Genomic DNA, 13,945 nt, shown 5'->3' with positions numbered 1-13,945 from the left:
AGCCGCGCAGCGCACGTTTACGCGTGTACACGAAGCCACGAAGCCGCGCGTACGCTCCCCTCTCCCGCGCGCGGGAGAGGGGCCGGGGGAGAGGGCTGGCGCATGGCAAGCATCGAAACGCCTCACTCCGTGGAGGCTCCTGCCCTCTCCCCCGCCCCTCTCCCATAAATGGGAGAGGGGAGAAAACAGCTTCATCGTGAAGAGCTATCGCCCTACTCCAGCAGCTCCGGCTCCCGCGTCCGCTCCGGCCTGATCAGCTCATCGTCAGCGCGGCTCCCGGCAAAGTAAAGCTTGCCCGGCAGCCAGAGCAATGCGTACCGCCTGTTGCCATCCTTGCAACGCAGCCAGCTGCGGCCGTTCCTGTCCCTGGCCACCGCCAGCAGCGTGACGATGAATTCGGCGTTGTCGAAGCTTCGCACCTCGACATGACCCTTGCCCTCGAGGTCCTCTTTCCAGAAACGCTCAACCTCCGCAGCGAGCGAGTCATATTCGGTTTCGATCGTCATATCGCACTCCGTTTCGTGCGCCTCCGCAGGCATCTGCGCCCCGGCCGGATGCCCAGGCGCCCTTGATCATTCTAGGAGGGCCTGCACGCGTCAGCGAGACAGCCATCACCCCGTGCTAGGATGAATGCCCGCCCAGCAGCTGCCGCATCGGCCATGACAACCCTCTACTCAACCCTCGGCGTACAACCGGACGCCACCCTGGACGAGATCAAGCGCGCCTACCGGCGTGCCGCGATGAAATGGCATCCCGACCGCAACCTTGGCCGCGAGAAGGAAGCGCACACGGCCTTCCAGGAAATCCGCGACGCCTACGCCATTCTTTCCGATGCCGTGCAGCGCCAGATCTACGACGAGGTCTTCGAGCGCGAGATGCAACGCTGGCAGGCAGAGCACCACGCGCAGGAAGCACAGCAGCGCGAGGCGCAACGTGAGGCGCAGCGCGTCGCGCAGGAGCACTACGAGCAGATGGTCGCGATCGCGATGCGCTTTGGCGACGACGGCCACAACCGGGACGTCATGTTCGGCGTGCTGCTCGGCCGCGACTGCGACGCGGAACTGGCCGCACGGATCGCCGACAGCGTGTGGGCGTTGCAGGAGTCGCGGCGCGCCGCTGCGCGGGCCGCGGACGCATCCGACGCCAAGGCGGCCCCGCCGCCCGGCGCCGCGGCGGCGCCAGACCACGACGAAGCGACGCGGCCCCGGCGTCACCCCGGCGCCTTCGATTCGTTCTGGCACGGCTTGTTCGGCCTGCGGTCCTAGCGCCGGGATGTAGAAGGCGGCCGCGGGGCCACCCTTGCATTCGCAAGCTGACAGGCTAATGTTGGACTATGCCGCGGGAAGACGACGGAGGCAGTCATGGGCATGGTCTCAATAGAACCTGGCAGCTATCAGTTTGCCCCGCCGCAAAACCCCGGTGAAGTGATCGACCTGATCAGGAAGCATGCGATCCAGGTCGTCGATCTCAGGTTCACCGACCTGCCCGGCGTGTGGCAGCATTTCTCGATCACGCTGCCGGAAGTCGGCGACGACCTGTTCTCGGAAGGCATCGGCTTCGACGGCTCTTCCATCCGGGGCTTCCAGGAAATCCACGAATCCGACATGCTGGTCAGGCCCGACCCGGCCACGGCATTCATCGACCCGTTCTGCACGACACCCACGCTGGCGCTGATCTGCGACGTGCTGGACCCCGTGCTGAAGCAGCCGTATTCGCGCGATCCGCGCCACATCGCCAGAAAGGCGGAGCGGTACCTCGAGCAGACCGGCCTTGCCACGGCTTGCTACGTCGGCCCGGAACTGGAGTTCTTTATCTTCGACTCCATTCGCTTCGGGCAGGACCAGCACTCGGGCTACTACCATGTCGAATCGGCCGAAGGCGAATGGACCTCGGGCCGTGACGAAGGCGCCTATGGCGGAGGCAACCTTGGCTACAAGCAGCGGTACAAGGAGGGGTACTTTCCCGTGCCGCCAAGCGATACGCTGCAGGACATCCGCTCCGAAATCGTACTGGCGCTGATGCAGGCCGGCATCCGCGTCGAAGTGCATCACCATGAAGTCGCCACGGCGGGCCAGAATGAAATCGACATGCGGTTTGCGCCACTGACGCGCATGGCGGACAACGTGATGATGTACAAGTACATCTGCAAGAACGTCGCGCGCCGCCACGGCAAGGTCGCCACGTTTATGCCGAAGCCGCTGTTTGCCGATAACGCCAGCGGCATGCATTGCCACCAGAGCCTGTGGCGCGGCGACGAGAACCTGTTCTATGACGAAAACGGCTGGGCGCTGACGTCCCAGATGTGCCGCTGGTACATCGGCGGCCTGCTCAGGCACGCGCCCGCGCTGATGGCTTTCTGCGCGCCGAGCACCAACTCCTACAAGCGGCTGGTGCCCGGCTACGAGGCGCCGGTCAACCTGGCCATGTCGCAGCGCAACCGGTCTGCCGCGGCGCGGATTCCGATGTATTCGGATTCCCCGGCCGCCCGGCGCGTGGAATTCCGCTGCCCTGACCCGTCGGCCAATGCCTACCTTGCGTTCGCGGCCATGCTGCTCGCCGGCCTTGACGGCATTGAAAACCAGACAGACCCCGGCGATCCGCTCGACAAGAATATCTATGACCTGCCCCCGGAGGAAGCCGCCGGCATCCGGCAGGTGCCGGGCTCGCTCGAAGAGTCGCTTGCCGCGCTGGAAGCCGACTCAGCGTTCCTGCGCAAGGGAGATGTCTTCACGGAAGATGTGATCAGCACCTGGATCGAGTACAAGCGCACGCGCGAGATCGATACGTTGAAGCTGCGGCCACATCCGTGGGAGTTTTATCTGTACTTTGACATTTGATTGCGGTGCAGGCGCTCGGTAGCCAGGTGAGGAGCGTTCGTCCACCTGCACGCTGATCCGAAGCCACCACCGCAGGTGAACGCTCCCTCTCCCGCCCGCGGGAGAGGGGAACAAACCCGCAGCAGGCTGGCCCTTTAAGCCTCAGCACGCCACCGCACCTCACCGCCCCCAACCCCCCTACAGGATTTCCATGATTGACGCCGCCGGGCGCCACCGCTCCGCCCGGCCCGCGGCGGCTTGCGCCCGCGCGCGGCATCCTGGCCCCAGCGAATTGCCCGAACTGGACCTATTGGCCTGTCCCGGCCCTCACCTATAAACCCGGGACACCCAACTTTTTCCTTTTCGAGGAGCACAACCATGCGGTGGATCAGGCAGATTGCAACGTGTTTGGCCCTGGTAGCAGCGCTGGCGCCAGCCGCGCACGCGCAAGGCAAGAATGTAGTGATTGCTTACCAGGACATGGTGGTGCCCTGGCGTTACGCGCAGGAAATGAAGGAGCTGGAAAAGCAGACCGGCTACACCGTTTCATTCCGCCAGTTCGCGGGAGGCGGCGATGTGATCCGCGCCATGGCTTCGGGCCAGATCGCCATCGGCGAAGCCGGCACTTCGCCGATTGCTTCGGCCCTGTCGCAAGGGCTGGACGTCGAGCTGTTCTGGATCCTCGACGACATCAATGCGGCAGAGGCAATGGTCGCGCGCAACGGCAGCAAGATCGCCAGTGTCGCCGACCTGAAGGGCAAGCGCGTCGGGGTGCCGTTCGTATCGACCACGCACTACCACATGCTGGTCGCGCTGGAGCGCGCCAGGGTCAATCCCAAGGAGGTCCGCATCGTCAATATGCGGCCCCCTGAGGTCGCCGCCGCCTGGGAGCGCGGCGACATCGATGCCACCTTCATCTGGGACCCGGTACTGGCCAAGCTCAAGCAGTCGGGCACCGTGCTGACCACCTCGGGCCAGATCGCCGCCGACACGGGCAAGGCCACCTTCGACGGCATGATCGCCAACAAGAAGTTCGCCCGCGAGAACCCTGAGTTCATGGTCAGGCTGGTGCGCGTGCTGGCTGCCGCCGATGAGAACTACCGCAAGAACAAGGCTGCGTGGACCGCCGATTCGCCCATGGTCAAGGCGGTAGCGAAGCGGTCCGGCGCCAAGGCTGAGACGGTGCCGGCGAGCATGGCGTTGTACGCCTTCCCCACGCTGGAGGAGCAGGTATCGGCGCGCTGGCTGGGCGGCGGCGCGGCGCGCGCGCTGCAGTCCGCGGCGCAGTTCCTCAAGGAGCAAGGCACGATCCAGACCGTCCTGCCGGACTACGGCGCCGGCGTCAATGCGGAATGGGCGAAGCGGGCCATGCGTTGACGCCGTGTCCGTGTCGCTGAAGATGGCCGCCGCGCGGCGGCCCCGCAAGTCCCGTATCGGAATATCGGAAGTCTGGGAAGCCCATCATGTACCAACTAGAAATCGATAACCTCAGTGTCAACTACGGCACTGGCGGCGGTGCCAGGACGCTGGCCCTTTCACAAGTCAACCTCAAGATGGCGCGCGGCGATTTCGTCGTGGCGCTGGGTGCCTCCGGCTGCGGCAAGACCACGTTGCTGTCGTGCATCGCGGGCTTTATGGAACCCTCCGAAGGCGAGATCCGGCTATGCGGCAAGCCGGTGCGCGGGCCGGGTGCCGAGCGTGGCGTGGTATTCCAGAAGCACGCGCTGATGCCATGGCTCAGCGTGGTGGACAACGTGGCACTGGGCTTGCGCCTGCGCGGCGTGGCGCGTGCCGAGCGGCTGCGGATCGCGCAACAGAAGCTGGCCGAGGTCGGACTGGAAGCAGTCGCCGGCAAGCCGGTCTATCAACTGTCGGGCGGCATGCAGCAGCGCGTCGGCATCGCGCGGGCGCTTGCCTGCGATCCCGCGGTGATGCTGATGGACGAGCCGCTTGGCGCGCTCGACGCGCTGACGCGCGAGTCGATCCAGGCGCTGATCCTCAAGCTCTGGGCGCGGGAGCAGAAGATCGTTTTCTTCATCACCCACAGCGTGGAAGAGGCGCTGTTCCTGGCCACGCGGCTGATCGTCATGACGCCCTCGCCCGGGCGCATCGCGCATACCTATGAGCTGCCGTTCGCGCGGCGCTTCATCGAGTGCGGGGATGCCCGCGCGGTCAAGTCCGACCCCGAGTTCATCCGCTATCGCGAAGAGATCGTCGATCTGATCCATGCCACCGCCTGAGGAACACAAGATGTCAGCTTCCGTCCAACGCATCGAACCCACGCCGCCCGGCCCCGCCGTTGCCGCAGCGGGGACAGCAACGACGCGCACGCCCATGAAGACCGTCTCGGGCTATCGCCTGCCGGGAGAAGGGTCAAGCTCGCGCATCTCCACGGTCACCGTGATCCTGCTGCTCGCGCTGTGGTGGCTGGCCAGCCATCTGCGCTGGCTCCCGCCACTGTTCCTGCCAACACCGGAGTCCATCGTCACCGCCTTCATCGACGCCTGGCAGGGCAACCTGCAAGGCGGCCAGCCCCTGACCGAGCATTTCACGGCCAGCATGCTGCGGGTGTTCGGCGCCTTCGGGCTGGCCACGGTCACGGCGGTGCCGATCGGCGTGATGATGGGCGTATCGCGCATCGCGCGCGGCATCTTCGATCCACCGATCGAGTTCTACCGCCCGTTGCCGCCGCTGGCTTACCTGCCACTGATCGTGATCTGGTTCGGCATCGACGAGACCTCGAAGGTGCTGCTGATCTTCCTGGCCTGCTTCGCGCCGCTGGCGATGTCGGCGCAGGCTGGCGTGCGCTCGGTCACGATCGAGCAGATCAATGCGGCTTACTCGATGGGTGCCACGCCATGGCAGGTGGTACGCCATGTGGTGATCCCCGCGGCGCTGCCCGATATCCTTACCGGCATGCGCATTGCCATCGGCTTCGGCTGGACCACCCTGGTCGCAGCCGAAATGGTGGCGGCAACCGCCGGCCTGGGCCAGATGGTGCTCAACGCCTCCAACTTCCTGCGTACCGACGTGGTGATCATGGGCATCGTGCTGATCGGGCTGATCGCCTATGTCTTCGATCTGCTGATGCGCAAGCTGGCGAAAGTGCTGGTGCCCTGGAAGTGCCGGATGTGAGCGTCGCTTAGCGTTCAGTACCGGCCACCGCGCACGCCCATTCGATCATTGGCAACAACCGGGGCGGCAGCAGTTGCCGCGCCTGGTCGAACGTCGCCCAGCGGAACTCATGATGCTCGGGGCGGCCCAGTTCCGCGCTGACCGGCAAGGCAACGTCGCCCCGGGCCGAGACTGCCAGATAAAAGCGGGCAATCTTGCCCGCGGCACCGTAAGGCGCGGTTTCGCGGTAGTCCTCGCCCCAGGGAAGTTGCAGGCCGGTCAGCCCGGTCTCCTCTTCGGTCTCGCGCAACGCCGCCTGCAGGGGTGTCTCGCCGGGCTCCGGCAACCCCTTCGGGAAGTCCCAGTTCCGGTAGGCGCGCAGGATCAGGCAACGCCACTCGCCTGCCTGCGGCCGCAGCACGACCAGTCCCGCCGATCGTTTCACCGTCTTCATCGCTTGTCTCGCCCATGGCAGGCATTAACGGTACCACGGCCGCGGCGGAAGTTCCTCGCTACCTATCTCGACGGTGCGGCCGTCTGGAGCCGCGCCGTGATGCTGGCGACGCGCCCCGTCGGCAAGTTCGCATGCTCCCCGTAGAAGAAGGTCGCGGGCGGCACGACATGCCGCAGGAACCGTTGGACATCCCGGCTGCCGATGCATATCTTCGACCGCTCCGACGCCGCGCCCAGCAGGACCTCCCGCGCGGCCCGGTCGGCCTTGTCCATCCCTACCGCGCGCGAGCGCTGGTCCGTCAGTTCGTCGTCGACCAGCACATACCGTCCGGGCAGAAGATGCGTGAGCACGAAATCGCTCAGCGCCTCCTGCACCGAGATCGACAGGCCAAACAGGCGCTTTGGCATATTGGAGGGATTGATGCCGCCCCAGTCATAGGTACCGCCCTCGCGATTGCGCCGGGGGTTCACGGTGAACTTGGACGACATGGTGCCGATCGCCATCACGTGGATATCGGCGGGCGACTGCAGCAAGGAATACTGGGCTTCATGCACGGCCAGCAGGCCCGGCGCATTGGCGTACAGGCCGCCATCGACAAACTGGTTGTGGTTGAACGTGTAGCGCGAGAAGTAAGCGGGCGCGGCACTGGTGGCCATCGCGATATCGACGATCCGGAACTTGTGGTCGCGCTTGAAATTGATATGGTGCGGCGTCTTGAAGATCTGCGGCCGGCCGGTGGAGTAATTGATCGCCGGAATCACCACGCGGTGCGAACAGGCGCCCAGCACGCGGTCGCCGAACATCTCGCTGCCCGACAGCAACTCCGCCAGGCGGCGCGAAGAAAACGGCGCGCGCCAGATGCCCGCAAGCGACCAGCGGCGCCTGAAGATCTCCTCGCCGTACTCGGTCAGCAGATCGACAATGCGGCGCGCCGGCACCTCCAGCGCAAGGGCCAGCGCAATGATGCCGCCGATCGAGGTCCCGGCGATCAGGTCGAAGCGGGTCGCGATGGGCGCGCCGACCTCATCCTCGAAATCGGCAAGCAGCTTCGCCGTGTACAGGCCACGGTAGCCGCCGCCAGACAGCGCGAGGATCTGGAACCGGGATTGCGCAGCCTCGTCCAAGATTTCCCTCCCTCGAACCAGGCGTGAATGTGCCGGGAACGCCGTGAGATGCCATGCGCATCTATACTAGGCGATGCTGCGATTTTTGAAATTAGACGGGGTTTAAGTCTGAGTTTCAGAGACACGGTGGTAGTAGAGCGCTTGTTCACCTGCGTGCCGAACGAAGCCACCACCGCTGGTGAACGCTCCCCTCTCCCGCACGCGGGAGAGGAGAGCAAACCACACCGCACGCATTTCACCGCCCCTGCACATACGCCTCCACCCGCGCCCCGCTAATCGCATACCCCGCATCCCCCATCATGGTCTCGGCACGCTCCACACGCATGGTGCCGCTGACCCAGACAGTATCCATCGTCCGCAACCCCTCCAGCGGCTTGCCAGCGCGTACGTGAACAACCTGATTAGCCGGCGGCGGCGGCACATGAATACAAGCGCCAAAATACGGCACCAGCAAGAACTCCCGAATCGCTTCCCCCTCCCCGTCCAGCGACACCACAAACCCCGGCAGCCGTACCGCCACCCCGTCCATCGCGGGCTCCACCGGCGCATCACGCCAGTATTCCTTCGCCTTTTCAAGGGCCGCCTGCGCGCGCGGGTCATCGTCAGCCATGTCCTGAAGCCGAAGGCCCTTGAACGGCGCCATCGGGTCCCACGCCTTCGGCAGCAGATCCTTCCAGCCAATTTCGCGATAGACAGCATCAGCCGCTACCGCGGAAGCTTGAGGCGGTGTCAGCGCCTGGCCCACCGCATACGTATCCGCCGCCTTGCCTTTCACGCCCTCACCCCGCGACAGCAGCCAATGCCCAGCGCCAGCGCACAGCACGACCACGACAATGCCAATCGTGGCCAGCACCGGTGCCGATACGCGCCCCGCTTGTCTTCCCATACGATCCTCAGATAGAAGGCGTCAGCCCGTCATGCAGGCTGAGCCGGTACGCCCGCCATGCCGGCAACAGCGAAGCGATGGCTCCGGCCGCAATGATTGCCGCCAGCAGCGGCCACTCGCCCGCATGCGGCCATGCCACCGGCAGCGCCATGCCGAGGCTGGCTTCGAGCCACGGTGCCAGCGCAATACTTCCCACCGTGAGCAGCAAGAAACCGGCAAGTGTACCGGCCAGCATCAGCAGCATCCCTTCCGTCGCCAGCAGCACCAGCAGGTCCATTGGCCGCGCACCCACCGCGCGCAGCAGCGCCAGTTCGCGCCGCCGCTCGCCCAGCGCAGCGAGGATCGACGATGCCAGTCCCGCCAGCCCCACCACCACGATCAACGCGGACATCAGCAACAAACCCTTCTCGCCGATACTGACGATCCGCCAGAACTCGTCCAGGGCCACGCCGGGCAGCACCGCCATCAGCGGCTCGTGCGCATCGTCGGCGATGTCTCGCTGCAACGCGAACACGCGCGAACGCAGTTTCAGCCCGACCAGGACGCCGGTGACATGCTCGGGCACCAGCGAGAACTTGCCGACCTGGTCCGGCGGGATCGACAGCCCCGGCATCGGCGTGCCCGCCTGCCAGTCCAGGTGGATCGCCTCCATGCCATCGAGCCGGATATGCACGGTGCGGTCGACCGGCGTTCCCGTCGGCGCCAGGATCCCGGTCACCACGAACGGCTTGTCGGCATGGTCATGATGGCCGGCCAACGGCCCTTCTGCATCGCCGTGGCTGAGCACGATGCGGTCGCCCACGCGATAGTGCAGCCGCCTGGCCACTTCGGCACCCAGCACGGCATCGAACACCGCCTGGAAAGGCTTGCCCGCGGCCAGCTCCAGCGCGCGCCGGTCGCCATAGCGATAGTGCCGAAAGTACTCCGCCGTTGTCGCCAGCACCGGAAAGCCACGATGGGAATCGCCCAGCGAGAGCGGAATGGTCCACGCCACCAGCGGATGCGCGGCAATCCGCTGCGCGCTGTCCCAGCCGATGTCGTGCTGCACGCCGCCGAGGCGGAACACCGTGGCCAGCAGCAGTTGCACCGGGCTGGCCCGCGCCCCCACGACGAGGTCGGTACCCGAAACGGACTGCGAGAAGCTGACGCGAAGCTGATGCCTGACGCGCTCCACGCCAAGCAGCAGCGCGGTCGACAGCGCAATGGCCAGCACCATCAGCAACAGGTTGTAGCGCCGGCTCCAGGCGCTGCGCGCCGCCAGGCCTGCCAGGGTCATCATGCCGCCTCCGTGACGATGCCGGCCGCCAGCGCGACATGCCGGTCGAACGACGGCATCAGGCTGGCGTCATGGCTGACAAAGACCAGGCTGGCGCCGGCCGCCCTGCATTCCTGCCGCAGCAGGTCCATGAATGCGTCTTGCCGGTCAGCGTCGAGGGCCGAGGTGGGTTCGTCGGCCAGTACCAGTTCAGGCCGGCCCAGCAATGCGCGCGCGGCTGCCACGCGCTGCTGCTGTCCCACCGACAGCTGCGCCGCCGGCCGGCGCCAGATCGCTTCCGGCAGATCCAGCCGTGCCAGCAGCATCGCGGCAGCGGCGGCGGGTCCGCCTCCCTGCTCCACTGTCCGCTGCCGGCGGCGGGCCGAGAACTTGCAGCCAAGCAGCACGTTATCGAGCACGGACAGGTACGGCAGCAGGTTGAGCTGCTGGAAGATGATGCCGATATGGTCCGCGCGAAAGCGGTCGCGTTGCGCACCGGTCAGCCGGTTCAACGCCGTCCCGTTCAGCACGACCTGCCCCTGCTCGGGGACCAGCACGCCCGCCAGCAGTCCCAGCAGCGTGCTCTTGCCGCTGCCGCTGGCGCCCGAGACGAACACGTGTTCGCCGGCGGCCACGCGGAACCGGTCCAGCCGCAGGCAGGGGGCGTCCTGCCCCGGCCAGGTGAAAGCGATGCCGGTCAGCATCGCAGTGGGTGGAGGTTGTCTTGATTCCATGATCGAGTGAAGGCTGTCCGCTCACGGGCGCGCCAGGCGCGCGCGCAACAGGAAGATCAGGCCGAGTATCGCCGCAGCCAGCGCAAGTTGCTGCAGGCCGCCATGCCAGGCCGGCGTGCGCGCGCCTTCGGTCCATGCGAAGCGGGGCACGTCCCGGTATTCGGCGGGCGCGACGCCACGATAGCTCATGATGCGCGGCACGAAGAACGCCCGCCACCGCGCTTCAAAACTGTCCACCTGTGCCATGAAGCTGGCATAGCGCGGCGCGTCGCTGCCCGCCAGCCGGTCGGCGGCAAGCAGCAGCGACAGCGAAGGCGAGAGCCAGGCCCAGCGCTGTGCCTGCTCGAAACGCGCCGCGCGCACGCGGTCGAACGCGGACACGACCGGCTGGATCCGCGCCTGCTGGTCGAGGTAGCGCGGCATGTAGGTGACCGGCCAGGTGTGCTGGCGGGCTGTTCCCGGCAGCCAGCCGGGATGCGCCCGGTACCAGTCTTCCACCAGCTTCGGCATGCTGGTCTCAGCGTGCTGCTGCGCCGAGCGGATCTGGACGATCGCAGCCAGCCGCGACGGCATCGGCGCCGAGCGGTCGGCCAGCGCGGAAATCATGGCCGGCGTGCCGAAGGTGGCGATGGCCCACAGGCCCAGCCCCGCCAGTACCGCCGTGGCACCCGGGCCGGGCAGCAGGTTAAGCGCAGCGCTGGCCGCGCTCCAGCATGCAACGAACGCGGTGACGCAGAACATCCATGCGAGATACGCGACCAGTGTCGCGGCCGGGTCCAGCAGGAATGCCAGCGCGGAGGCAAGCGCGGCAATCCCCCACACCGCGCCGGCCCGCACCGCCATCGCGGCAGCCAGCACGCACCCGGCCGCTGCGCCGTTGGCCACCGACATCCGCCACGTGCCGCGTTCGCGCTCGCCCTGCACGATTCCCGCGCACAGGCACACCAGCACAAGCGGCACGAGCAGCGCGATGGCCGTTGCCAGGTCGAAGGTACCGTAGCGCTGCAACAGCGGATTGGCCAGCTTCTCCTCGTTGCGCGCATCCGTGTGGCGGCTTTCCACGGTGACGCGGATCGCCGGCGGCAGCAGATCGAACAGGCCGCTGCCAAGCGCAAGGCCCCCTGCCGGCCGCAGCAGCGCCGGCGGGGCCTCGGACCTGGCGAAGCGGAATGCCGCCATGGCTGCCTGGTCGGGCGACTGACCGGGCGATGCCGGTGCGGCCCGGGCCTCGGCAAGCCGCGGCGCGGCGTGGCCGCTTGCCTCCAGCTGCTGGAACTTCGCATGCCAGGCCCGTGCCCCGAACCCCGACGCCAAGGCACAGGCGCACAGGGCGACAGCGAACAACTGCATCGCCCGGCGCGCAGTGCCGGCCGCGAAGAAGCGACGCCATTCCGCGATAAAGGTCTGTTTCAAATGACTCATGGCTGCAGTTTGCGGAGGGAGAAAGACAGGCCGGCCACGACCAGCGCGCACCACAGGCACAGGATCGCAATCTCCGGCAACGCGGCACGCAGCGCGAAATTCGCCGGCGGCATCGCGTAGGCAAAGGGCTGGATCGCGCGCCACAGCGCCGCGCCCGCGTACTTGTCTTCAAACGAGGTCAGCCCGCGCGTATGGCTGGCATCCCATTGGTCGATGGCCGTATTGACCGTGCGGCGATAGCGCTCCGCTGCGGCTTCGTAGTCGCGCTGATGCGCGAGATCGGTGCCGGCCATCTTCATGGAGAAGTTGCGGATCGCCAGCGTGGGGCTCAGCAACGCAGCAGCGCGCATCACGTTCTCCTGCGCCGCGTAGCGTTGCCACAGCCTGTCGAAATGCAAGGCATGGACGCGGTCGGCATAGGCGTCGCGCGCCAGCCGTCGCAGCGGGGCCGCGCCCACCGGCAGGTCCTCGAGGCGGCTGGCGCCATAGCGCGCCAGCAGTGCCGCGTCATGGCGCTGCTGGCGCGCGGCCAGGTTGCCGTCGCCCGGCAAGCCCTCCGTGTAGTCGCGCTGGATCGCCGCCCAGAACGCCTGTGCCGACGGTAGCTGCACCGCATGTCGCGCCGCGGCCGCGCCCAATCCCGGAATCACGAAGACGAAGGCAAGCCACAGGCCCACGAGCGCAAGCAGCGCGCTCCTGCCGTCGGCGGCCCAGGCCGATACCACCAGGCCCAGCCCGACCAGGATCCCGGTGTATAGCAAATAACCCGCTCCAAGCCCCAGCGCCCGCCACAGCAAGCCGCTCTCCCGCTCGCCACCGGCGTAAGCCGCGATCACCGGCACCATCGCCAGCATCAGCGCAAACACGGCAAAGCTCGCGGCCAGCGCCACGAACTTGCCGGCGACGAGATGGCCCGGCGCGAGCCCCACGCTGTGCATCATGCGCAGTGCGCCGCGCTGGCGCTCGCCACTGATCGCATCGAACGTGACGGCGATTACCAGCAGCGGCAACAGCGTGGCGAACACAAACCCTGCGCTCAGGTCGCCGAAGCGCGTGGACGGCAGCGCGTCCTGCGCCGGCTCGAAGCGCGCGATATTGCGCCGATGCGGTTCCAGCCACAGCGCCTGCCCGAAGTAATCGCCCAGCCCCGGTTCGATCGCCGTCAGCGCAGAGCCCGGCCGGAACACGTACAGGCCGAAGTGCGCGCCGCGATGCGGATGCTTGTCGCCCTGGTCGTCCCATTGCTGCCGTGTCGCGGCGGCGACCTGAGCCACCTCGCGCGCAACCGCCGCCTGCTTTTGCAAGGAAGCAATCAGCGCAACGGCCAGTACCGCCGCGCCGACGAGCAGCAGCACCAGGTAGCGCCCGTCCCTGACCATTGCGCGGATTTCCTTGCGGATGACGGTCCCGATCATGAGGCGATGCCCTCCCCGCGCGCATAGGCCAGGTAAGTCAGCGCCAGGGCCTCGTGATCGACCGTGCGCGCGTCGAACTCCGCCACCAGCACGCCGGCGCGCAGGATGCCGATCCGGTCGGCGAGCTGCTTCGCATTGAACAGGTCGTGGGTGGCCATCAGCACCGCCATGCCGGCATCCGCCGCCTGGCGGACACGGCGTGCCATGTCGTCGGCCGCGGCCGGGTCCAGCCCGGAGGTCGGCTCGTCCAGCAGCATCAGTGACGCCGCTTTGGCCTGGGCGATGGCCAGGCCCACTTTCTGCCGCATGCCCTTGGAGTATTTCGCCACACGCCGCCCGTGCGCATCGCGGGGCAGCCCGGCTCGTTCCAGCAGCGCTGAAGCTTCGCCGCGCGCCAGCCGGATCCCGCCGATGGCGCAGAAATAATGCAGGTTTTCCAGGCCGGACAGGTAGGGATACAGCGCGACGTTCTCCGGCAGATAGGCGACGCGCCGCCTGACCCCCGCGGGATCGTCCGCCGGCGACAGTCCGTCGACCAGCACCGTGCCTTGCGCCGGCGTGATAAACCCCAGCGCCGCATCGATCGTCGTGGTCTTGCCGGCACCGTTGCCGCCCAGCAAGGCGTAGACGCAGCCTTTCGGTACGGCAAGGCTCAGGCGGTTCACCACCGTGCGCCCGTCGCGGCGCAGGACCAGGTCTGTGATCTCAAGCATCGTTGTACCTCT

At 66.9% G+C, this 13,945-nt stretch carries 14 protein-coding genes; 5 read left to right on the top strand and 9 right to left on the bottom strand.

The window, feature by feature from the left end:
• Positions 1-212: 212 nt before the first annotated feature.
• Entirely contained in the window at positions 213-506 is a 294-nt protein-coding gene (locus AB1I47_RS13755) for a hypothetical protein (RefSeq protein WP_354684301.1), read from the bottom strand.
• Between the two features lie 153 nt (positions 507-659).
• Here AB1I47_RS13755 and AB1I47_RS13750 point away from each other — a divergent pair, with 153 nt between their 5' ends.
• From AB1I47_RS13750 to AB1I47_RS13730, 5 genes are all read left to right on the top strand, one after another.
• Positions 660-1,265 (top strand): J domain-containing protein, encoded by a 606-nt coding sequence (locus AB1I47_RS13750; RefSeq protein ID WP_354684300.1) that lies wholly within the window; start codon positions 660-662, stop codon positions 1,263-1,265.
• Between the two features lie 96 nt (positions 1,266-1,361).
• Complete coding sequence (gene glnA / locus AB1I47_RS13745; protein ID WP_354684299.1) at positions 1,362-2,837, top strand: type I glutamate--ammonia ligase; 1,476 nt, start codon at positions 1,362-1,364, stop codon at positions 2,835-2,837.
• A gap of 357 nt (positions 2,838-3,194) precedes the next feature.
• Positions 3,195-4,193 (top strand): taurine ABC transporter substrate-binding protein, encoded by a 999-nt coding sequence (gene tauA / locus AB1I47_RS13740; protein ID WP_354684298.1) that lies wholly within the window; start codon positions 3,195-3,197, stop codon positions 4,191-4,193.
• Positions 4,194-4,279: 86 nt separating this feature from the next.
• On the top strand, positions 4,280-5,056 hold the full coding sequence (locus tag AB1I47_RS13735) for a taurine ABC transporter ATP-binding protein (RefSeq protein ID WP_354684297.1): 777 nt from the start codon (positions 4,280-4,282) through the stop codon (positions 5,054-5,056).
• A 10-nt stretch (positions 5,057-5,066) separates the two neighbouring features.
• Positions 5,067-5,951 (top strand): ABC transporter permease subunit, encoded by an 885-nt coding sequence (locus tag AB1I47_RS13730; protein ID WP_354684296.1) that lies wholly within the window; start codon positions 5,067-5,069, stop codon positions 5,949-5,951.
• A 7-nt stretch (positions 5,952-5,958) separates the two neighbouring features.
• Here AB1I47_RS13730 and AB1I47_RS13725 read toward each other — a convergent pair whose 3' ends face one another.
• From AB1I47_RS13725 to AB1I47_RS13690, 8 genes are all read right to left on the bottom strand, one after another.
• Entirely contained in the window at positions 5,959-6,384 is a 426-nt protein-coding gene (locus AB1I47_RS13725; RefSeq protein WP_354684295.1) for a bis(5'-nucleosyl)-tetraphosphatase, read from the bottom strand.
• A gap of 62 nt (positions 6,385-6,446) precedes the next feature.
• On the bottom strand, positions 6,447-7,508 hold the full coding sequence (locus tag AB1I47_RS13720; protein WP_354684294.1) for a CBASS cGAMP-activated phospholipase: 1,062 nt from the start codon (positions 7,506-7,508) through the stop codon (positions 6,447-6,449).
• A 235-nt stretch (positions 7,509-7,743) separates the two neighbouring features.
• Positions 7,744-8,394: a DUF3299 domain-containing protein gene (locus tag AB1I47_RS13715; protein WP_354684293.1), complete on the bottom strand. Its 651-nt coding sequence runs from the start codon at positions 8,392-8,394 to the stop codon at positions 7,744-7,746.
• Positions 8,395-8,401: 7 nt separating this feature from the next.
• Positions 8,402-9,673 (bottom strand): ABC transporter permease, encoded by a 1,272-nt coding sequence (locus AB1I47_RS13710; protein ID WP_407935832.1) that lies wholly within the window; start codon positions 9,671-9,673, stop codon positions 8,402-8,404.
• On the bottom strand, positions 9,670-10,383 hold the full coding sequence (locus AB1I47_RS13705; protein ID WP_354684292.1) for an ATP-binding cassette domain-containing protein: 714 nt from the start codon (positions 10,381-10,383) through the stop codon (positions 9,670-9,672). The genes AB1I47_RS13710 and AB1I47_RS13705 overlap by 4 nt, the downstream gene beginning before the upstream one ends.
• 21 nt (positions 10,384-10,404) lie before the next feature.
• Entirely contained in the window at positions 10,405-11,805 is a 1,401-nt protein-coding gene (locus AB1I47_RS13700; protein ID WP_354684291.1) for a DUF3526 domain-containing protein, read from the bottom strand.
• Positions 11,802-13,220 (bottom strand): ABC transporter permease, encoded by a 1,419-nt coding sequence (locus AB1I47_RS13695; RefSeq protein ID WP_354684290.1) that lies wholly within the window; start codon positions 13,218-13,220, stop codon positions 11,802-11,804. The genes AB1I47_RS13700 and AB1I47_RS13695 overlap by 4 nt, the downstream gene beginning before the upstream one ends.
• On the bottom strand, positions 13,217-13,933 hold the full coding sequence (locus AB1I47_RS13690; RefSeq protein ID WP_354684289.1) for an ABC transporter ATP-binding protein: 717 nt from the start codon (positions 13,931-13,933) through the stop codon (positions 13,217-13,219). The genes AB1I47_RS13695 and AB1I47_RS13690 overlap by 4 nt, the downstream gene beginning before the upstream one ends.
• Positions 13,934-13,945 lie beyond the last annotated feature (12 nt).

Source organism: Cupriavidus necator, from assembly GCF_040578825.1.
Lineage (GTDB): Bacteria > Pseudomonadota > Gammaproteobacteria > Burkholderiales > Burkholderiaceae > Cupriavidus > Cupriavidus necator_E.
The sequence above is the reverse complement of the archived record's forward strand: the minus strand, read 5'-3'. Positions and strand labels throughout refer to the sequence as shown.